The organism is Plantibacter sp. H53 (assembly GCF_001650455.1).
Classification (GTDB): Bacteria; Actinomycetota; Actinomycetes; order Actinomycetales; family Microbacteriaceae; genus Plantibacter; species Plantibacter flavus_A.
The window spans coordinates 97,123-114,484 of sequence record NZ_LWCT01000006.1; the positions used below are offsets into that span (position 1 = coordinate 97,123).

The following is a 17,362-nucleotide window of genomic DNA, read 5'->3' on the forward strand; positions in this document are numbered from 1 at the left end:
ACTACTTCGGCTTGTCGAGGTCCGCGTAGGGTTTGAGCGCCTCGAGGTAGTCGGCGCGGTCCGCCTCCTTGAGGAGCGCGTAGGAGTCGAGGTGCAGCTCGACACCCTCCGCCGCCATGTCGGAGTAGTCGACGTCGAACTCGCGGTCCTTCGCGACCGTGCCGGCCGAGTCGAGCGTGAGATCGACGATGCTCGTCCGGAAGTCCCCGGCCCCCGTGATGGCGTTGTAGGTGTGCAGGTCCCACAGCGCCTGGGTGTCGAGGGTCTCGCCGCCGTACCGCTCGGTGAGCTCGCCCGGCTCGCGCCAGGAGGACGGTGCGTTCTGCATGTCGAGGTTCGCGATGCCGTAGCGGAGCAGCACCTGCCGGATGAGCTCGACCACCCGCGACTTCTCCTCGAAGGTGCGCACGGTCGTCGTCGTCTGCCACACCGGTGCCGTGTACTCGAAGAGCATGGAGTCCCCGCCGTACCCGTTCTGATCGGCCTCCGTCTCGGCGGGCTGTCGCTCCACCCAGTCGAACCCGAACTCGGCGGTCAACGCCGTCCGGATCTCCGCGAGCATCTCGTCGGACGTCCCGACGAAGTCCTCGTAGCTCGGCCCGTCGAGGGTCTCCTTCGCGGCGACGTAGGCGGACCCCGGGTAGGTGTCCCAGATCGGGTCGTGCTCCTCGTCGCCGCCGCCACCGGCGGAGGCACCATTCCCGGCCCGATCCGTGGAGAGACCGCCGACCGCCATCGCCGTGACGGGGTTGACGACGAGGATGAGCACCAGCGCCAGCACGCCCCAGCGGCGCCGCACCTTCCGGCGGATGACGACGACACTCCCGATGAGCAGCACGATCTGCACCACGACGACGAGGGCGAACGCCACGAGGATGGCCCATGCCCCCTCGCCGGGCCGGTAGCTCACGGCCAGCAGGACGGTGAAGAGGGTGACGGCCACGACCGCGCCGAGCAGGGCGAGCGGGGAGAAGGAGGCGACGACACCCCGACTCCGCGCGCCGAGTTCGTCCCGACCCGTCGGGGATGCGCCGGCGGCAGGCGGGTGGGCCGCCGGACTCCGCTCGCCGTCGTCGGCCGGGATCGCCGCAGATTTGGGTTGCGAGGCAGCCGCGCGCTCCGCCGCCTTCCGTTGACGACGCGACGACGGCTTCCGTGATGCTGGCTGCCGCGGCGTCCGTCGTCCTCGGGACCCCGGACGACGGAACCGGGCGGTCTCCGCCTCCAGCTCCTCGGGCGTGCGCTCCGGGGCGGCAGGCGCTTGCGCGGTCGAGGACGCGGCTGCCTGCGGCGCTCCGGGGATCGGCGGGGCGTTCGGATCGCGCGGCTCGTCGGAGGATCCGCCGGGCGACTCCTCGATCACCGGGAACACCTCGGCCTCGGGGCTCGGCTCGAAGATCGGCTCGGGCACCGAGAAGGCGGTGGGTTCGTCCGCGGGCACGCTTCGCCGATCGCCGGGCGTCGGCTTGCGTCGGGAGAACAGCGGCACGGGATCGATTGTGTCACGGGCGTCCCGCGACGGCTTCCGACGTCCGGGTGCAGGATGGGGACATGCAAGCCAACCTCGACGACGTCCTCGCCACCGCCCGCGTGGTCTCCATCCCCCTCCGCGTCCGGTTCCGGGGCATCGACACCCGCGAGGCCGTGCTCTTCCGTGGGCCCGCCGGGTGGACGGAGTTCTCCCCCTTCGTCGAGTACGACGACCAGGAGTCGGCCGCGTGGCTCCGGGCCGCCATCGACTTCGGCTGGTCGGACCTCCCGCCCCTCCACCGGGATCGCATCCTCGTGAACGCGACGGTCCCGGCCGTGGACGCGGCGGACGTGCCGTCGATCCTCTCCCGCTTCCCGGGCTGCCGGACCGCGAAGGTGAAGGTGGCCGAGCGCGGGCAGGTGCTCGCCGACGACGTCGCGCGCGTCGCCGCCGTCCGGCGGGCCATCGGGCCCGAGGGTCGACTCCGAGTGGACGCCAACACCAACTGGAACGTCGACGAGGCCGAACACGCCATCCGCGCCCTCGAACCCTTCGACCTCGAGTACGTCGAGCAACCCTGCGCGACCGTCGCGGAACTCGCCGAGATCCGTGAACGGGTCTCCTCCCTGGACGTCGCCATCGCGGCGGACGAGAGCGTCCGCAAGGCTGAGGACCCCCTCGCCGTGGCTCGCGCCGGTGCCGCCGACCTGCTCGTCGTGAAGGCGCAGCCGCTCGGCGGCGTGCACGCCGCGCTCCGCATCGCGGGCGAGGCCGGCCTGCCGATCGTCGTCTCGAGCGCCCTCGACACCTCCGTCGGCATCTCCATGGGTGCCCACCTCGCGGCGGCCCTGCCGGAACTCGACTACGACTGCGGGCTCGCCACCACCGCGCTGCTCGGCGGCGACGTGACGACCGCACCGCTCGATCCCGTGGACGGCGGCATCGGCGTCCGGCGCGTCGAGGTGGACGTCGATCTCCTCGAGCGTTTCACGGCGTCGCCGGATCGCACGGCGTGGTGGCTCGACCGGCTCCGCCGCACGCACGCGTTGCTCGGCTGAGGGCCGGTGCAGGGACCTACAGGCCGCTGTAGGCGTGCAGACCCTTGAAGAACACGTTCACCACGACGAAGTTGAACATCACGGCGCTGAAGCCGATGATCGCGAGCGTGGCCGCCCGTGATCCGCGCCAGCCGCGCGTCGCCCTGGCGTGGATGTACCCGGCGAAGATCACCCAGATGATGAAGGTCCACACCTCTTTGGTGTCCCAGCCCCAGTACCGACCCCAGGCGCGCTCCGCCCAGATGGCACCGGCCATGAGCGTGAACGTCCAGAAGATGAAGCCGATGATGTTGACGCGGTAGGCGAGGTTCTCGAGACGCTCCGCGCTCGGGAGGGTGAGCAGGAAGCGGAGACGCCCGGAGCCCTGGGTGGGCTGCACGAGCCCGAGCCGACGCTCACGACGCCCCTGCAGGAGCTGCACGACGCTCAACGCGAAGCCGATGGCGAAGAACGCCGTACCGAGGCTCGCGACGAACACGTGGATGACGAGCCACGCCGACTGCAGCGCCGGCGGCAGCGGCACGACCTCGACGTAGAAGTTCGCGGTCGCAAGGCCGAGGAGCACGGTCACGAGGCCGATCACGAAGCTGCCGAGGAACCGGAGGTCCACGCGCGCAATGACCACGAGGAACACCGCGACGATGAGCAGCGTGCCCGTCATCGCGAACTCGTACATGTTCGCCCACGGGACACGACCGGCGGCGATACCGCGCGTTACGTCCGCGACGAGGTGGAGCAGGAAGGCGATGACCGTGAGCGAGACCCCGACCCGCAGGCTCGGCGACTTGCGCGACGCCTGCTGCTCGGGCTCGTCCGCGGGACGGCGGGTCTTGCGCGGGACACCGTCGCTCGTGACGATCGGTGCGGCGGTCCGCGCCGCGGCGGAGGCGAGTGCGCCGACGCGTTCCTCGGCGGCCGCCGACCGTTCCAGCTCGGCCCGCTCGGCCGTGTCGATCGCCGCGGTGACCTCGGCGCTGCGGCGCGCGAGGTCGAACGTGAAGGCGATGAACGCCAGCGCGTAGACGGCGACGGCCGACCAGAGGCAGAGGTTCGAGATTTCGACGAGGGTCACGGGGTGATTCTACCTTCGGGTTCGGACGGGACAGGCGTTGGACTGTGCGCTTCGGCGATCGCCGCGACGGCCGCTTCGAGGCCGGGGTCCTCGCCGCGGGCGAGCCCGGCGTATTCGAGGGAGACGGTGCCGTCGCTCCCGGTCACGGCCTTCACCCAGACGCGGCGTCTGGCGACGAAGAGCGAGGTGATGAGGCCGGACAGGGCGAGGATGGCGAACGCGAGCACCCAGAGCTGGGTCGGGTCGTGGTGCACGTCGAACGAGGCGAACCGCTTGACGGAGCCGGCGTAGTTCTCGGTCGACGGGTTGGCGGCGACGTTGTCGAAGGACACCGTGCCGAGGCCGTTGGGGAGGTCCGTGATCTGGCCAGGCGTGAGTTCGATCGACTCGACGCCGGTGTCGCCGCCCGTGAGCTGCTTCATGTCGTCGACGTCGAGCGCGTAGACCGACTTCGGAGCACCGGCGTTGATACCGAGGTCGCCGGAGTAGACGTTGAGCGTCAGCACCGGGTAGGCGAGGTCGGGGTAGGACGAGAAGAACGGCGGCTTGGACGCGGCCTGCGTCGGATAGAAGAACCCGATCATGCCGAGCTGCTCCGCCAGACCGTCCGGGACCTTGACGATGCCGAGCGAGGTGAGCTGGGCGTCCTGCGGCAGGAACGGGATGGAGTCGCTGAACACGACCTTGCCCTCGGGATCACGGACGGTGATCGTCGGCGCGTAGCCGTTGCCGAGCAGGTAGACGTCGGTGCCCTCGAACCGCAGCGGATCGTTGACCTTGATCGTCGCGTCCTGCGGCTTCCCGCCGGGCGAGGTCGTCGTGACCTTCGCGCGGTAGTCGATCGCCTGACCGTACGCGTCGAGGTTCTCGGTCTCGTAGGTGACGCCGAACTCGTCGAGCGTCAACTTGTAGGGGGCCAGCTCCGACTCGTTGAAGAAGCGGCCGGGGTTGAAGGAGTCGTAGTCGAGCAGGGTGTTGACGAAGGTCTGTCCCTCGACGAGCACGCGCTGACCGGAGAAGCCGAAGCCGCCGCCGAAACCGACCGTCACGAGGATGCCGACGAGGGCCGAGTGGAACACGAGGTTGCCGGTCTCGCGGAGGAAGCCGCGCTCGGCGGACACCGATGCGGACCCCTCGGCGTCGTAACGCTCGACACGGTAGCCCTGGCGCTTCAACTGCTTCGTCGCGTCGTCGATGAGCTCGGCGGCGGTCGCGCCGCTGTCGTCGCTGCGACGCTCGAACGCGGAGAGCCGAGACAGGCGCGCGGGCGTCCGCGGCGGGCGGGAGCGCAGGGCGAGCCAGTGGTGCTTCGTCCGCGGGATCACACAGCCGATGAGCGAGATGAACAGCAGCAGGTAGATCGCGGAGAACCAGGCCGAACTGTAGACGTCGAACGCCTGCACCTTGTCGAGGATGGGCGCGAGGTCCGGGTTGTCGGTGAAGTACTGGGTGACGCCGTTCGGGTCGCTCGACCGTTGCGGGACGAGCGATCCGGGCACCGCGGCGATGGCGAGCAGCAGCAGCAGGAAGAGCGCCGTGCGCATGCTCGTGAGCTGACGCCAGAAGAAGCGGAGCCAACCGACGAACCCGAGCTTCGGCTGGTTGATGCCGTCGGCCGGAGCCGGTGCGGCAGAGTCGATGTGATCAGAGGGGCGTGACAAGGCCGCTCATCACCCCCTGCAACGAGTACATCCAAGCGGACCAGAGACCAGACACCATCAACACACCGATCACGATGAGGAGCACGCCGCCGATGATGTTGATCGTGCGGATGTGCCGTTTGAGGAACGCCAACGACCCCGTGACCCAACCGAGTCCGAGTGCGACGAGCAGGAATGGGATGCCGAGACCGAGGCAGTAGAACAGCCCGAGGAGCGCTCCGCGCCACGCGGAGCCGCCCGAGAGGGAGAGCGCGCTGATCGCGGTGAGCGTCGGGCCGAGGCAGGGCGTCCAGCCGATGGCGAAGACGAAGCCGAGCAGCGGCGCGCCGGCGAGGCCGGTGGCGGGTGCCCAGCTGGTGCGCACCGTGCGCTGCAGCCGGGAGAACTGGCCGATGAAGATGAGCCCCATGAGGATGACGACCGCACCGAGGACGCGGGTGATGACGCCCTCCCACTCGACGAACCAGGCGCCGATCGTCCCGACGAACGCAGCGATCGCCACGAACACGACGGTGAAGCCGAGGATGAAGAGACTGACGCCGAGCAACACGCGCCGGCGACCCGCACCGGAGCGCCCTTCCTCCACCGTCGTCATGCCGCCGACGTATCCGAGATAGCCGGGGACGAGCGGCAGGACGCACGGCGAGAGGAAGGACAGCAGACCGGCCGCGATGGCGATCGGGATCGCCACGAGGAGCTGGCCGCCGTAGACGAGCTCGCCGGGGGTCACTCTGGGGCGCTCTCGGCGATCGTGTCGCGGATGAGGGTGTCGAGGATGGTGCGGTCCTGCAGCTGCCCGAGGATGCGTGCGGCGACCCGACCTTGGGCGTCGAGGACGATGGTGGTCGGCACCGCGTTCGGTGGGACGCTGCCCGTGAAGGCGAGCTTCGCCTCCCCGCTGTCGACGTCGAGGATGGAGGGGTAGGTGATGCCGAAGGTGCCGTTGAACGCCTTCGCGGTGTCGGCGGTGTCGCGGACGTTGACCCCGATGAAGGTGGCGCCCTGGTCGGTGTACGCCTCGTTGAGCGCCTGCAGATCCTTCGCCTCCGCGCGGCAGGGTGCGCAGGCGGCGTACCAGAAGTTCACGACCATGACCTGGCCCGCGTGGTCCGCGGAGGAGATCTGCTCGCCGTCCTCGCCGACGCCCGAGAAGCTGATCGACTCGCCACGGTCGTCGAGCGCGACCTCGGTCACGCTGCCGTCGCCCGCGACGTACCCCTTGCTGCTGCCCTCGCGATACTGCTCGGCGAGCGGGTCGCTCCCGCACGCCGTGAGCAGGAGCGCCCCGACGGCCAGCACGGCGGCGACGGCCAACGTCCTCGATCTGCGGGCCATCAGACGGCCCCGACATCGGTCGCACCGGACGAGAGACGGGCGGCCGGATCGACGTAGCCGACCTCGACGAAGCCCTGCTCGGTCCGCTCGAAGCTGGTGATGCTCGACAGGGCGCACCGTCGCTTCCGCGGGTCGTGACGATAGGGCGCCCCGACCACAGAGCTGTGCAGCATCCAGATGGGCAGCTGGTGGCTGACGATGACCACGTCTCCCGACGGCGTCGCGCGCCAGGCGTCCTCGACGGCCGCGGTCATGCGGTTGACGATCGACGCGTACGGCTCACCCCAGCTCGGGCGGGACGGGTTGCGGAGCTTGGGCCAGTTGAGCGGGTTCTTCAGGGCGCGGCTCATGCGCTTGCCCTCGAACTCGTTGAACGGTTCGATCACGCGCGGCTCGGCGACGACGGCGAGCCCGAACGCGGCGGCGACCGGCGCGGCGGACTCCTGGGTGCGCTGCAGCGGGGACGCGTAGAGCGCGCCCACCGTGCGATCACGGCTCACGAGGTCGTCTGCGGCGGCCTGTGCCATGCGCTCACCGAGCTCGGACAGTCGGAATGCGGGGAGTCGACCGTAGAGCACACGAGAAGGATTGTGCACCTCGCCGTGACGCACGAGATGGATCTGGTCGGCTACCACCCTCCAAGTGTACGTTTCCCCAAGCTGCGGATTCACCGTGACCTCCGTCCAGGTCCGAGCCACGAGCGACGGCTAAGCTGTCGGGGTGAGTGAACGCGTCGTTGTGAAGAACCTGGCCGCCCTGTCCGACGGTCCCGTCACCGTCTCCGGATGGGTCGAGACCGTCCGCGACCAGAAGAAGGTGCAGTTCGTCGTCCTCCGCGACGAGAGCGGCGCCGTCCAGCTGGTGAACCCGGCCGTCCGCGAGGTCGACCCGGAGGTCGAGGGCTCCGCCGACCGCCTCGCCACCACCGAGGCGATCTCCGCCCTCGCGCACGGCTCCTTCATCACCGTCACCGGCGAGCTCAAGCACGACGAGCGCGTCAAGCTCGGCGGCATCGAGGTCAAGGTCGCCACGCTCGAGGTCGTCACCGCCGCCAACCCCGAGACGCCGATCGCTGCGGACTCCTCGCTCGACAAGCGGCTCGACTGGCGCTTCCTCGACCTGCGCCAGCCGAAGCAGGCACTGATCTTCCGCATCCAGACGACGTTCGAGCACGCACTGCGTCAGTACTGGATCGACAACGACTTCATCGAGATCCACACCCCGAAGCTCATGGCGAGCGCGAGCGAGTCGCGCGCCGAGCTCTTCGAGGTCGACTACTTCGAGGGCAAGGCGTACCTCGCGCAGTCCCCGCAGTTCTTCAAGCAGATGGCGCAGTCCGCCGGCTTCGGCAAGGTGTTCGAGGTCGGACCCGCATTCCGCGCCGACCCGTCGTTCACCAGCCGACACGCGACCGAGTTCACGAGCGTCGACGCCGAGATCAGCTGGATCGAGTCCCACGAGGACGTCATGCAGCTGCACGAGGAGCTCCTCGTCGCCGGCTTCACGGCGGTCAAGGACAAGCACGGCGAGCAGATCTCGGAGCTCTTCGGCATCGAGCTCGAGGTCCCGTCGCGTCCGTTCCCGCGCATCCCGCTGGCCGAGGCCAAGCGCATCGTCGCCGAGCGCGGCTACGAGATCCCCCGCGCCGACGACGACATGGACCCCGAGGGCGAGCGTCAGATCGCGGCCTACGTCAAGGAGACGTTCGGTCACGACTTCGTCTTCCTGACCGACTACGCGTCGAGCATCCGGCCGTTCTACCACATGCGCAACGCCGAGGACGGCTCGCTCACGAACAGCTACGACCTCATCTACAACGGCGTCGAGATCTCCACGGGCGCGCAGCGCGAGCACCGCGTCGACGTCCTCGTCGAGCAGGCCAAGGAGAAGGGTCTGGAGCCCGAGGAGCTCGAGTTCTACCTCGACTTCTTCCGCTACGGCGTCCCGGCGCACGGCGGCTTCGGCATGGGCCTCGCCCGCGTGCTCATGCTCATGCTGCACGAGACCTCCATCCGTGAGGTCACCTACCTGTTCCGCGGCCCGACCCGCCTCGCCCCGTAACCCCGCAAGAAGGACGCCATGCAGATCGTCATCCTGTACGGGACCGAATCCGGCAACGCCGAACGCCTCGCCGGCGACCTCGGTAAGGCCATCGGCTCACAGCACCAGTGGCGCGTCGTCGACCTCGGCGACGTCGACCCCGCGGAGCTGTCGGCCGACGAGATCCACATCTTCATCACGTCGACGTACGGCGACGGCCTCCTCGGTGAGACCGGCCAGATCTTCTACGAGGCGCTCGAGGAGTCCGACGTGGAACTCGACGGGCTCCGGTACGCCATCTTCGGGCTGGGCGACAGCAGCTACGAGGACACGTACAACCAGGGCAGCTCGCTGCTCGACGCCCTGCTCACCGAGCACGGCGCGACCCGGTTCGGTGAGTTCGGTCTGCACGACGACGGCGGGTTCGAGCGCAAGAAGGACGTCGCGCTCGCCTGGCTGCCCGGCGTGCTCGCCGCAGCAGAACAGCTCTGACCACCGCTCTGGTGCGAGCCCGGACGCGACGGTAGCGTGACTCGCACCGACCGTGCGGCGTCCGTCGCAGGTGGGCGAGGGGTGTAGGCCAGATGAACGCGACCGCCGAATCCGTGGTCCTGCGCCTTCGTGCGGCGGGGTGCGTCTTCGCCGAGGACGAGGCGGCTCTCCTCCTCGCCGAATCGGATGATCCGGATCGACTCGAACGGATGGTCGCGGCACGGGTCGCCGGCCGGCCGCTCGAGCATGTCCTCGGCTGGGTCGCGTTCCGGGGCCGCCGGGTTGTCGTCGAGGACGGGGTCTTCGTGCCGAGGCGACGCACCGAGCTCCTGGTCGACGTCGCCCTCCCGCGCCTCCGGAAGGATTCGGTGGTCGTCGAGCTCTGCTGCGGTGCCGCGGCCGTCGGGAGTGCGCTCCTCACCGAGGCGCCCGGCCCCATCGATGTCTGGGCGTCGGACATCGACCTCGCCGCGGTGGACTGCGCACGGCGCAACGTCGAGCCGCTCGGTGGGCACGCCCTGCTCGGAGACCTGTTCGACGGGCTACCCCGAGCGCTCGCGGGGCGCGTCGATGTCCTGCTCGCGAACGCCCCCTACGTCCCGACGGCGTCGATGGCGACGATGCCGCCCGAGGCTCGGGAGCACGAGGCCGTGATCGCGCTCGACGGCGGTGCCGACGGGCTCGACGTCCAGCGTCGGATCATCGCGCAGGCCCCGGACTGGCTCGCTCCGACCGGCGCCATCCTGATCGAGACGAGCGAACGTCAGGCTCCCGAGACCGCAACGCTCATGCGGGCGGCGGGCCTCACGGCGTCGATCGTCCGCGACGACGAGCTCGACGGCACCGTGGCCGTCGGCGTCATGGCCTGAGTCCTGCGGGCGCCGGGCTCAGTCGAGCTGGAAGTCGACCGCGGAGCGCTCGACCACGAGCTGGCGGACGATCTGCACCACGCGGACATGCTCCGGGTGGACCTGGTAGCGCTCCAAGGCTTCGAGGCTCGGGTAGTCGCCGACCAGCACGACGTCCCAGTTGCTCTCCGGGTAGGCGATGTTGCGTCCGACCTGGAGGCGCTCGATGTCGTCCGGCATGAACCCGGCGAGTGCCTCGAGTTCGGACTGCATCGTGGCGAACGCCGCGTCGCGCTCGGCCTCGTCCGTTGCTGCCAGCTTCCAGCTGACGATGTGGCGGATGGTCACTGGGCCCCCAAGGGTCGATGTGGATGGATGGTCGTGCGGATCAGTCGGCGAGCAGCGCGGACCGCAGGCGGTCGGGGTCGATGCGCCAGTAGTTGTGGACCCTGCCGTCGATGAGGACGACGGGGATCTCCTCCCAGTGGCGGTCGTGGAGCGCCGGATCGTCGAGGATCGAGAGCTCCTCGCGTTCGATCGTGGGGCCGTCGGACGGGAGGCCTGCGACCACCTCGTCGATCACGGCTCGCGCGTCGTCGCAGAGGTGACAGCCGGGCTTGCCGATGAGCGTGACGTGCAGAGTGGACACCTCCTCAACTGTACGGGGTGCTCGAGGCCGCAGCACGTCCAGAGATCCGACACGTGTGGTGTTTCTTCACGACATCTGGCACGATGCCGGAGTGATGATGCCGTTGAACCCAGGAACGAGAACCATAGGTGGCGTATCCACCCGACACAGACGCTCTGGCATGCGCCGGTCGAGGTCCGTTGTCATTGAGTGATGCCTACACATTCGGAAGCCGCGACCATCCTCGGCGAGCGGTTGCGGGCCGCCCGCAACGAGCGACAGCTGACCCTCGAGGACCTGGGCGTGTTGGCGGGGATGCACTGGACGAACATCGGCAAGATCGAGCGAGGGCAGGTGCACCCGAGCGTGGAGACGCTCGTCCGACTGAGTACCGCGCTCGACCTCGACCCGGCCCCGTTCATCACGGGCCTCAACGCGGACATGTACCCGGGCCGGGCGCACAAGCTGACGGCCCGCGACCTGCTGGCCGCTCGCCGCGACCAGGAACGCTGATCCGCGCATCGGAGACCACTCCCCTCCACCGGATGGCGTCCGTCAGAAGGTGACCCGCCAGAGGTACTGGTGACCGCCGGGACGGAACCAGGACACCTGCACACTGGTCGCGCGGGCCAACTCGGTGCCCAACACCTCGAACTCCAGAGCGCTGCCAGGCGTCAGGCGACACGGTTCCAGTGGGGCGAGGAGTCCGGGCCCGTTCAGGCGCAGCACGACCCAGTGCACGGCTTCGTCACCGACGTTCCGGAGTCGATAGCGAGGCGCGTCGTCTCGTTCGACGACGAACGGCACCCGGTAGGCGAGCTCGCGTCGGTTGCGGCGGGCGGTTGGAGGAAGATCGCGGGTCATGCGAACACCGTACGAAGGACCGCCGACGATCTCGGGCCGACGGATCGCGTGCCGCGACGCGCTGTGGATCAGTCCCCTCCGGCCTCGCCTGTGGAGGAACCTCGACGCCGCTCGACCCGCGGGGATCCCACGCCACGACCGGCGACGAGACGATCACCTCGACAACGCCAGAAAGCGCCGTACCCCATTGGGCAGGCGCTTCCGGTGGACGAAGAGTCGTCAGGCGCTCCGAACGGAGCAGCCGGCTACTTCTTGTTGCGGCGCTGGTGACGGGTCTTGCGAAGCAGCTTGCGGTGCTTCTTCTTCGCCATACGCTTGCGGCGCTTCTTGATAACAGAACCCACGGATTTACCTCACAGAATTGGGGGGCTTGGCCGCAGGGATCGCGACCGAAGAGAACAAGTCTTGTTGCCAGTCTAGCCGATTGCAGCGCGCGTCGTTCACACGCCGTACGCCTGCAGGCTGCTAGGAGCGGGGAACGCCTCAGCCGGCGTCGGCGACCGGGCGCTGCCGGACGGCGTCGACGGCGGTCTCCGGCACTCGGAACGACTTCCCGAACCGGATGGCCGGGAGCTCCCCCGAATGCACCAGGCGATACACGGTCATCTTGGACACCCGCATCATCTCGGCGACTTCGGCCACGGTGAGGAAGCGGACGTCGGCAGTGTCCTGCGTCATCGAACCCCTCCTACGCCTCTGGAAACCTGCTTGAACGGCGCCCCGAGGACCGGAACGCCGCATGGCAACTCTAGAGGTCCGACGCCCGCCCTGTACATCCCCTGTGTGAACGGTATGCGAGGCCGGCCTAGGGGCGGAGCTTCTTCGTGACCGACTGCACCGCGTGGGTCACGTCCGCCGCGACCTTGCCGACCGATCCGGCGACCGCCTTGGCCTGGTCCGGCAGCGACAACGCCGCGAAATCGACACCGTCGTCCTGGTAGTCGACGCTGAGGAACGGGATGAGCCAGTCCTCCACGTCCTCGAGCGGCGCCGAGTCCAGGCTGTAGTAGCGGTGCTGGCCCTCCTCGCGCACCTCCACGAGCTCTGCTTCGCGCAGGACCTTGAGGTGCTTCGACACCGTCGGTTGGCTGAGGCCGAGCTGCGCGACGATCTCGGAGACGCTCGTCCCGGTGCCACCGTGCCGTTCGAGCAGCAGCGCGAGGATGTCCCGCCTGGTGGTGTCAGCGATCACGTCGAAAATGTCGGCCATGGTCCAACGATAGTGATGGAGCGCACGGAGTACCATTGCCTCCGGCGCAGTCCTGAGGTGTTGAGGGGTCAGATGAGCGGCAATGCCATGGGTCGTCGTCCCGAGATCATCGTGCGCCACGGCCTCGCGAGGGTCCGGGAGGCCGTCAGCGACTTCGCGGCGAAGTCGACCTCCCGGTTCGCCATCCTCGTGTTCAGCTTCCTGATCTTCGTCTTCACGATGCTGTTCTCACTCCCCATCGCGAGCGCCGACCGCCAGGTGACCCCGATCGCCGACGCGCTCTTCACCGCCGTCTCCGTCATCTGCGTCACCGGGCTCTCGACCGTCGACATGGCCACGCACTGGTCCCTCTTCGGTCACGTGCTCGTGTTCATCGGCGTCCAGATCGGCGCGCTCGGCGTCCTGACCCTGGCCTCGATCCTCGGGTTCGTGATCGCCCGACGACTCGGGCTCCGCCAGAAGCTCATGGCGGCGAGCGACACGAACCCCCTGCGGTCGCACCACGGCCCCGTCGCCGAGGGTCAGGCCGTCCGCCTCGGGGAGATCGGCAACCTGCTCGTCACCGTCGCCGTCAGCGCGCTCGTGATCGAGGCGGCACTGGCGGTCCTGCTCTTCCCGCGCATGCTGCTCGACGGCATCAACCCGTGGGACGCCGCCTGGAACAGCGTCTACTACGCGGCCATGGCCTTCACGAACACCGGTTTCACGCCGAACGCCGAGGGCCTCGCGGCGTTCGAGAACGACTACTGGTTCCTCAGCATCCTCATGCTCGGGGTCTTCCTCGGCAGCATCGGCTTCCCGGTCATCTACGCGCTGAGCCGCAACTTCCGTCGGCCGAGCCGCTGGTCGCTGCACGTCAAGCTCACGCTCGTCACGACCATCATCCTGTTCTTCGCCGGAGCGCTCGCCTTCATCCTGCTCGAGTTCAACAACCCCGAGACCTGGAACAAGTGGAACCTCTGGGACACGATCTTCCAGGGGTTCTTCCTGTCGGCCATGACCCGGTCGGGCGGCTTCTCCACCGTGGACATCGGCGACCTCAACGGCTCGACCCTGCTCGTCGCCGACATGCTCATGTTCATCGGCGGCGGCTCTGCCTCGACCGCCGGCGGGATCAAGGTCACGACGCTCGCCGTCCTGTTCCTGGCGGCGTTCGCCGAGGCCCGCGGCCGCGAGGGTGTGGAGGTCTTCCGCCGGCGCATCCCGCAGGACGTGCTTCGCGTCGCCGTGAGCGTCGTCCTCTGGGGCGCGACGATCGTGGCCCTGTCCACGATCGTCATCCTGCAGATCACCAAGGCTCCGCTCGACCACGTGCTGTTCGACGTCATCTCCGCCTTCGCGACCGTCGGGCTGAGCACCGGCCTCGTCGCGGACCTGCCCGACGCCGGGGTGTACGTCCTCGCCGTCACCATGTTCCTGGGCCGCGTTGGTACAGTGACACTCGCTGCAGCCGTGGCCGCGAGTCAGAGCGGCCAGCTGTTCAAACGTCCCGAAGAGAGGCCCATCGTTGGTTGACCGCATCAAGCACGACGCCCCGGTCCTCGTCATCGGACTCGGTCGGTTCGGTGCGGCCTGCGCCGGCGAACTCGACCGGCTCGACCGCGAGGTGCTCGCGATCGACGACAACTCCGACCTCGTGCAGAAGTGGTCCGACCGGGTCACGCACACCGTGCAGGCCGACGCGAAGAACATCGAGGCGCTCCGGCAGATCGGCGCGCAGGACTTCTCGGTCGCGGTCGTCGCGGTCGGCTCCTCGATCGAGGCGAGCGTGCTCATCACCGCCAACCTCGTCGACCTCAAGATCCCGCAGATCTGGGCCAAGGCCGTCTCGCAGTCGCACGGCAAGATCCTCGCCCGGGTGGGGGCGAGCCACGTCATCTACCCCGAGCGCGAGGCCGGCGAACGCGTCGCCCACCTCGTGTCGGGCCGCATGCTCGACTTCATCCAGTTCGACGACGACTTCGCGCTCGTCAAGATGTACCCGCCGAAGCCCATCCGCGGGCTGAACCTGACGGAGTCGGGTGTCCGGACGAAGTACCGGATCACCGTCGTCGGGGTGAAGTCACCGGGGAAGCCCTTCACCTACGCGACCGCCGACACCGTCGTGTCGAACCACGACCTCATCATCGTCTCCGGCACGTCGGCCGACATCGAGCGCTTCGCCTCGCTCGAGGGCTGAAGCCCCCTCAGCTCAGGCTGCGCGCGTAACAGCGTGACTGCGGCTCGTCGACGTACGGCCCGAACGCCTCGATCAGGTGGTATCCCTCGCGCTCGTAGAACCGCATCGCGTCCGGCTGTTCCGTGCCGGTCTCGAGGAGGAGCTCACCGAGACCCAGCGACCGCGCTTCGTCCTCCAGTGCCCGCAGGAGCGCAGTGGCGACGCCGGTCCCCCGGGCCTGCTGCACGACGAACATGCGTTTGATCTCCGCCCGGTCCTCACCGAGCATCCGCAGGCCGCCGCAGCCCAGCGGGGTGTCGTCGACGTCGCTGGCGAGTAGGAAGAGCGTGATGTCGGCTGCGGTCGGCGGTGTGCCGGGTTCGTGATCGTCGCTCCCGTAGCGGGCGTCGAGTTCGCGGCGCTGGGCGGCCCGCAGCGCGGTGCCCGCCTCGTCATCCCAGGCCACCCGGCTGATCCTGATCGTCATTCGCGTTCTCCAGTCATTCCGTAACAAGCATTACGGTAACATCGGTTCCGAGGTGATCACGACATGGCAAGAACCAAGGACCCAGCGGCCCAGGCGCGGATCTCGCGCGCGGTCTGGGAGGTGCTGGGCGAACGCGGGCCGCACGGGTTGACCCTCCGCGCGGTCGCGGAGCGGGCCGGGTGCACGACCGGCCTCGTCCTGCATCGCTTCCCCGACAAGCGCGCGCTGCTGCTGCACGCTCGCGATCTGCTCCACGAGCGGACGGCCGCGCGGACCGAGGCGCTCGAAGCCGCAGCGGAGACCCCGCGTGACGCTCTGCGCGCCGTCCTCCGGCAGGCCCTGTCCCTCACGGACGAGACGCGCCAGGAGGCACGGGTCTGGCTCGGTTACCTCGCGGCGGCACTCGACGACGCGGTGCTCGCCGAACGGCACCGTGCGGGTCACGGCGTGTTCGTCGCGCGCACCCGCCGCCTCGTGTCCGAGATCCGCCCCGAGCTCACCGAGGCCGAGGTCGCCGCGACGGCCACCGCCGTCGTCGGATTCATCGAGGGCGTCAGCACCCTGAGCACAGCCGACGACGACCACTACGACGCCGCTGCCCAGCTCGCCGCGCTCGACCGGCTGCTGCTCGTCCTCGGGCTCGACGAGACGGGCGGCAAATGATCGTCGTGGAACGCCGGGCCGATGCTCCGGCCCATCGGCGAGATCGGTTCGCCGAGCTGCTCGAGGAGTACCACCGTCGGACCGAGCACGAGAAACTCCTCGGTCGAGAGCCGCGTCCGGACGAGCCCGCTCCGACGACCACCCTCCCCGACCGCTACCGGGCCGAGATCACCGACCCGGGCACGGTCTTCGCCTCCGACGAGGTCCTCCTGGCCGTCGAGGACGACCGGGTGCTCGGCTGCGTCGTCCTGACGGACGGCCCGTCGCCGGAGCTCAAGCGACTCTGGGTCGCCCCCGACGCTCGTCGCAGGGGCGTTGCCGCAACCCTGCTCGAGGCCGCGACCACCGTCTCGCGGCTGCGGGGCGACGACGCCGTGCGTCTCTCCGTATGGCACTGGCGCTCCGCCGCGATCGCGCTCTACCGGCGGTCCGGCTTCGTCGCGGTCGCTTCCTGGGACGACAGACCAGGTCTCGACTGCTTCGCGCGGTCCTTCGACTGATCGGGTCGCCGCCGGATCAGGACGCCGACAGCTCCTCGGCGCGTGCGATGGCGGCTGCCGCAGCACGGTCGAACGTCTCGCTGAAACCCGCCTCGGCGAGCACGGCGAGCGCCCGCTCCGTCGTCCCCTTGGGGCTCGTGACGTTGATCCGCAGCTGCTCGGCGCTCTCCCCCGTCGTCGCGAGGAGTTCCGTCGCGCCGCGGAAGGTTCCGTCGACCATCACGGACGCCTGCTCGGGGGTGAATCCGAGGCCGATCGCCGTGCGGGTCAGTTCCTCGATGAGGTAGTAGACGTACGCCGGACCGGAGCCGGAGATGGCGCTGAGGGCGTCGATCTTCGATTCGGGGATGACGACCACCTGGCCGACGGTCTCGAAGAGCGCGGTGACGACGGCGAGGTCGTCCTCGCTCGACCGGGTACCCGGCGCGAGCCCGGTGACGCCGAGCCCCACGTAGGACGGAGTGTTCGGCATGGAACGCAACACCGAGACCGACTCCGGCAGGGCGGCCTCGAAGGCCGCACCGCGGATGCCGGCCGCAAGGCTCACGACGATCGTGCCCGGCTGCAACGTGTCAGCGATCTCGGCGAGGAGGTCGGCGACCAGGTAGGGCTTCACGCCGATCAAGACGATCTTCGCCGCGGCCGCCGCCCGACGATTGCCGTCGGCGTCCTGCTCGAGGGCGATCGAGGTGACGCCGGGCAGCTCGGCCAGAGCCTCCGCCTTGGCGATGGTCCGGTTCGTCACCGTGATGCCACCGTCGACCTCGACACCCGGCTGGACGAGACCGCGGAGGACGGCCCCTCCCATCGAACCGGCTCCGAGGATGGCGATGCTGGGCAGGCTGATCGTTTCACTCACCCTGCGAGTCTAGGCA

General features: G+C 69.1%; 23 protein-coding genes. 9 read left to right on the top strand and 14 right to left on the bottom strand.

Annotated elements, in window-relative coordinates; genetic code table 11:
- Nucleotide 1: 1 nt before the first annotated feature.
- The gene (locus A4X17_RS05210; protein ID WP_064294598.1) at nucleotides 2-1,489 is read right to left on the bottom strand and encodes a hypothetical protein; all 1,488 of its coding nucleotides are present in this window, start codon (nucleotides 1,487-1,489) and stop codon (nucleotides 2-4) included.
- A 62-nt stretch (nucleotides 1,490-1,551) separates the two neighbouring features.
- Between A4X17_RS05210 and A4X17_RS05215 the strand changes: the two genes are divergently transcribed.
- Nucleotides 1,552-2,529, top strand: a complete 978-nt coding sequence (locus A4X17_RS05215; protein WP_064294599.1) for an o-succinylbenzoate synthase — start codon at nucleotides 1,552-1,554, stop codon at nucleotides 2,527-2,529.
- Between the two features lie 16 nt (nucleotides 2,530-2,545).
- On the opposite strand, the gene ccsB is transcribed toward A4X17_RS05215, so the two are convergent.
- Genes ccsB through A4X17_RS05240 form a run of 5 tightly spaced genes read right to left on the bottom strand, consistent with a single transcriptional unit; the run spans nucleotide 2,546 to nucleotide 7,232 of the window.
- The gene (gene ccsB, locus A4X17_RS05220; RefSeq protein ID WP_064294600.1) at nucleotides 2,546-3,601 is read right to left on the bottom strand and encodes a c-type cytochrome biogenesis protein CcsB; all 1,056 of its coding nucleotides are present in this window, start codon (nucleotides 3,599-3,601) and stop codon (nucleotides 2,546-2,548) included.
- On the bottom strand, nucleotides 3,598-5,262 hold the full coding sequence (locus tag A4X17_RS05225; protein ID WP_064294601.1) for a cytochrome c biogenesis protein ResB: 1,665 nt from the start codon (nucleotides 5,260-5,262) through the stop codon (nucleotides 3,598-3,600). Before A4X17_RS05225 ends, ccsB begins: the two co-directional genes overlap by 4 nt.
- Nucleotides 5,246-5,992 carry a cytochrome c biogenesis CcdA family protein gene (locus A4X17_RS05230; protein WP_064294602.1) on the bottom strand — a complete coding sequence of 249 codons (747 nt, stop codon included), beginning with the start codon at nucleotides 5,990-5,992 and terminating at the stop codon, nucleotides 5,246-5,248. The genes A4X17_RS05225 and A4X17_RS05230 overlap by 17 nt, the downstream gene beginning before the upstream one ends.
- Nucleotides 5,989-6,597, bottom strand: coding sequence for a TlpA disulfide reductase family protein (locus tag A4X17_RS05235; RefSeq protein ID WP_064294603.1), 609 nt, complete (start codon nucleotides 6,595-6,597; stop codon nucleotides 5,989-5,991). Before A4X17_RS05235 ends, A4X17_RS05230 begins: the two co-directional genes overlap by 4 nt.
- The gene (locus A4X17_RS05240) at nucleotides 6,597-7,232 is read right to left on the bottom strand and encodes a histidine phosphatase family protein (RefSeq protein WP_064294604.1); all 636 of its coding nucleotides are present in this window, start codon (nucleotides 7,230-7,232) and stop codon (nucleotides 6,597-6,599) included. The genes A4X17_RS05235 and A4X17_RS05240 overlap by 1 nt, the downstream gene beginning before the upstream one ends.
- An 85-nt stretch (nucleotides 7,233-7,317) precedes the next feature.
- Here A4X17_RS05240 and aspS point away from each other — a divergent pair, with 85 nt between their 5' ends.
- The 3 genes from aspS (at nucleotide 7,318) to A4X17_RS05255 (ending at nucleotide 9,998) form a co-directional block, all read left to right on the top strand.
- Nucleotides 7,318-8,658: an aspartate--tRNA(Asn) ligase gene (gene aspS, locus A4X17_RS05245; protein ID WP_064294605.1), complete on the top strand. Its 1,341-nt coding sequence runs from the start codon at nucleotides 7,318-7,320 to the stop codon at nucleotides 8,656-8,658.
- 18 nt (nucleotides 8,659-8,676) lie between these two features.
- Nucleotides 8,677-9,129 carry a flavodoxin domain-containing protein gene (locus tag A4X17_RS05250; protein WP_064294606.1) on the top strand — a complete coding sequence of 151 codons (453 nt, stop codon included), beginning with the start codon at nucleotides 8,677-8,679 and terminating at the stop codon, nucleotides 9,127-9,129.
- A 92-nt stretch (nucleotides 9,130-9,221) separates the two neighbouring features.
- On the top strand, nucleotides 9,222-9,998 hold the full coding sequence (locus A4X17_RS05255; RefSeq protein ID WP_064294607.1) for a putative protein N(5)-glutamine methyltransferase: 777 nt from the start codon (nucleotides 9,222-9,224) through the stop codon (nucleotides 9,996-9,998).
- Between the two features lie 18 nt (nucleotides 9,999-10,016).
- Here the strand turns inward: A4X17_RS05255 and A4X17_RS05260 are convergent, their stop codons facing one another.
- A complete protein-coding gene (locus A4X17_RS05260; RefSeq protein ID WP_064294608.1) occupies nucleotides 10,017-10,325 on the bottom strand; it encodes a Dabb family protein in 309 nt (102 codons plus the stop codon).
- Nucleotides 10,326-10,365: 40 nt separating this feature from the next.
- On the bottom strand, nucleotides 10,366-10,626 hold the full coding sequence (locus A4X17_RS05265; protein WP_064294609.1) for a glutaredoxin family protein: 261 nt from the start codon (nucleotides 10,624-10,626) through the stop codon (nucleotides 10,366-10,368).
- A gap of 192 nt (nucleotides 10,627-10,818) precedes the next feature.
- Between A4X17_RS05265 and A4X17_RS05270 the strand changes: the two genes are divergently transcribed.
- Entirely contained in the window at nucleotides 10,819-11,118 is a 300-nt protein-coding gene (locus A4X17_RS05270; protein ID WP_064294610.1) for a helix-turn-helix domain-containing protein, read from the top strand.
- A gap of 42 nt (nucleotides 11,119-11,160) precedes the next feature.
- Here the strand turns inward: A4X17_RS05270 and A4X17_RS05275 are convergent, their stop codons facing one another.
- The 4 genes from A4X17_RS05275 to A4X17_RS05285 all read right to left on the bottom strand — a co-directional run bounded on the left by A4X17_RS05275 (nucleotide 11,161) and on the right by A4X17_RS05285 (nucleotide 12,679).
- Complete coding sequence (locus tag A4X17_RS05275) at nucleotides 11,161-11,469, bottom strand: hypothetical protein (RefSeq protein WP_064294611.1); 309 nt, start codon at nucleotides 11,467-11,469, stop codon at nucleotides 11,161-11,163.
- A 245-nt stretch (nucleotides 11,470-11,714) separates the two neighbouring features.
- Complete coding sequence (locus A4X17_RS18850; RefSeq protein WP_003792170.1) at nucleotides 11,715-11,813, bottom strand: 30S ribosomal protein bS22; 99 nt, start codon at nucleotides 11,811-11,813, stop codon at nucleotides 11,715-11,717.
- Nucleotides 11,814-11,952: 139 nt separating this feature from the next.
- Entirely contained in the window at nucleotides 11,953-12,147 is a 195-nt protein-coding gene (locus A4X17_RS05280) for a helix-turn-helix domain-containing protein (RefSeq protein ID WP_064294612.1), read from the bottom strand.
- Nucleotides 12,148-12,274: 127 nt separating this feature from the next.
- Nucleotides 12,275-12,679 (bottom strand): helix-turn-helix transcriptional regulator, encoded by a 405-nt coding sequence (locus tag A4X17_RS05285; protein WP_064294613.1) that lies wholly within the window; start codon nucleotides 12,677-12,679, stop codon nucleotides 12,275-12,277.
- A 72-nt stretch (nucleotides 12,680-12,751) separates the two neighbouring features.
- Between A4X17_RS05285 and A4X17_RS05290 the strand changes: the two genes are divergently transcribed.
- Nucleotides 12,752-14,194 carry a TrkH family potassium uptake protein gene (locus A4X17_RS05290; protein WP_064294614.1) on the top strand — a complete coding sequence of 481 codons (1,443 nt, stop codon included), beginning with the start codon at nucleotides 12,752-12,754 and terminating at the stop codon, nucleotides 14,192-14,194.
- Nucleotides 14,187-14,858, top strand: coding sequence for a TrkA family potassium uptake protein (locus A4X17_RS05295; RefSeq protein WP_056013885.1), 672 nt, complete (start codon nucleotides 14,187-14,189; stop codon nucleotides 14,856-14,858). Before A4X17_RS05290 ends, A4X17_RS05295 begins: the two co-directional genes overlap by 8 nt.
- A 7-nt stretch (nucleotides 14,859-14,865) precedes the next feature.
- On the opposite strand, the gene A4X17_RS05300 is transcribed toward A4X17_RS05295, so the two are convergent.
- Nucleotides 14,866-15,303: a GNAT family N-acetyltransferase gene (locus A4X17_RS05300; RefSeq protein WP_231884292.1), complete on the bottom strand. Its 438-nt coding sequence runs from the start codon at nucleotides 15,301-15,303 to the stop codon at nucleotides 14,866-14,868.
- 84 nt (nucleotides 15,304-15,387) lie between these two features.
- Here A4X17_RS05300 and A4X17_RS05305 point away from each other — a divergent pair, with 84 nt between their 5' ends.
- Nucleotides 15,388-15,987: a TetR/AcrR family transcriptional regulator gene (locus tag A4X17_RS05305; protein WP_064294616.1), complete on the top strand. Its 600-nt coding sequence runs from the start codon at nucleotides 15,388-15,390 to the stop codon at nucleotides 15,985-15,987.
- Entirely contained in the window at nucleotides 15,984-16,487 is a 504-nt protein-coding gene (locus A4X17_RS05310; RefSeq protein ID WP_064294617.1) for a GNAT family N-acetyltransferase, read from the top strand. Before A4X17_RS05305 ends, A4X17_RS05310 begins: the two co-directional genes overlap by 4 nt.
- Nucleotides 16,488-16,503: 16 nt before the next feature.
- Here the strand turns inward: A4X17_RS05310 and proC are convergent, their stop codons facing one another.
- On the bottom strand, nucleotides 16,504-17,346 hold the full coding sequence (gene proC / locus A4X17_RS05315; protein WP_082915932.1) for a pyrroline-5-carboxylate reductase: 843 nt from the start codon (nucleotides 17,344-17,346) through the stop codon (nucleotides 16,504-16,506).
- Nucleotides 17,347-17,362: the final 16 nt, after the last annotated feature.

Excerpts from the sequence above, each read along its gene's own strand:
- A4X17_RS05285 (WP_064294613.1), bottom strand. The coding sequence starts at position 12,679 with ATGGCCGACATTTTCGACGTGATCGCTGACACCACCAGGCGGGACATC.
- A4X17_RS05270 (WP_064294610.1), top strand. The coding sequence starts at position 10,819 with ATGCCTACACATTCGGAAGCCGCGACCATCCTCGGCGAGCGGTTGCGG.
- A4X17_RS05250 (WP_064294606.1), top strand. The coding sequence starts at position 8,677 with ATGCAGATCGTCATCCTGTACGGGACCGAATCCGGCAACGCCGAACGC.
- A4X17_RS05275 (WP_064294611.1), bottom strand. The coding sequence starts at position 11,469 with ATGACCCGCGATCTTCCTCCAACCGCCCGCCGCAACCGACGCGAGCTC.
- A4X17_RS05215 (WP_064294599.1), top strand. The coding sequence starts at position 1,552 with ATGCAAGCCAACCTCGACGACGTCCTCGCCACCGCCCGCGTGGTCTCC.
- A4X17_RS05310 (WP_064294617.1), top strand. The coding sequence starts at position 15,984 with ATGATCGTCGTGGAACGCCGGGCCGATGCTCCGGCCCATCGGCGAGAT.
- A4X17_RS05305 (WP_064294616.1), top strand. The coding sequence starts at position 15,388 with ATGGCAAGAACCAAGGACCCAGCGGCCCAGGCGCGGATCTCGCGCGCG.
- A4X17_RS05255 (WP_064294607.1), top strand. The coding sequence starts at position 9,222 with ATGAACGCGACCGCCGAATCCGTGGTCCTGCGCCTTCGTGCGGCGGGG.
- A4X17_RS05235 (WP_064294603.1), bottom strand. The coding sequence starts at position 6,597 with ATGGCCCGCAGATCGAGGACGTTGGCCGTCGCCGCCGTGCTGGCCGTC.
- A4X17_RS05280 (WP_064294612.1), bottom strand. The coding sequence starts at position 12,147 with ATGACGCAGGACACTGCCGACGTCCGCTTCCTCACCGTGGCCGAAGTC.
- A4X17_RS05290 (WP_064294614.1), top strand. The coding sequence starts at position 12,752 with ATGAGCGGCAATGCCATGGGTCGTCGTCCCGAGATCATCGTGCGCCAC.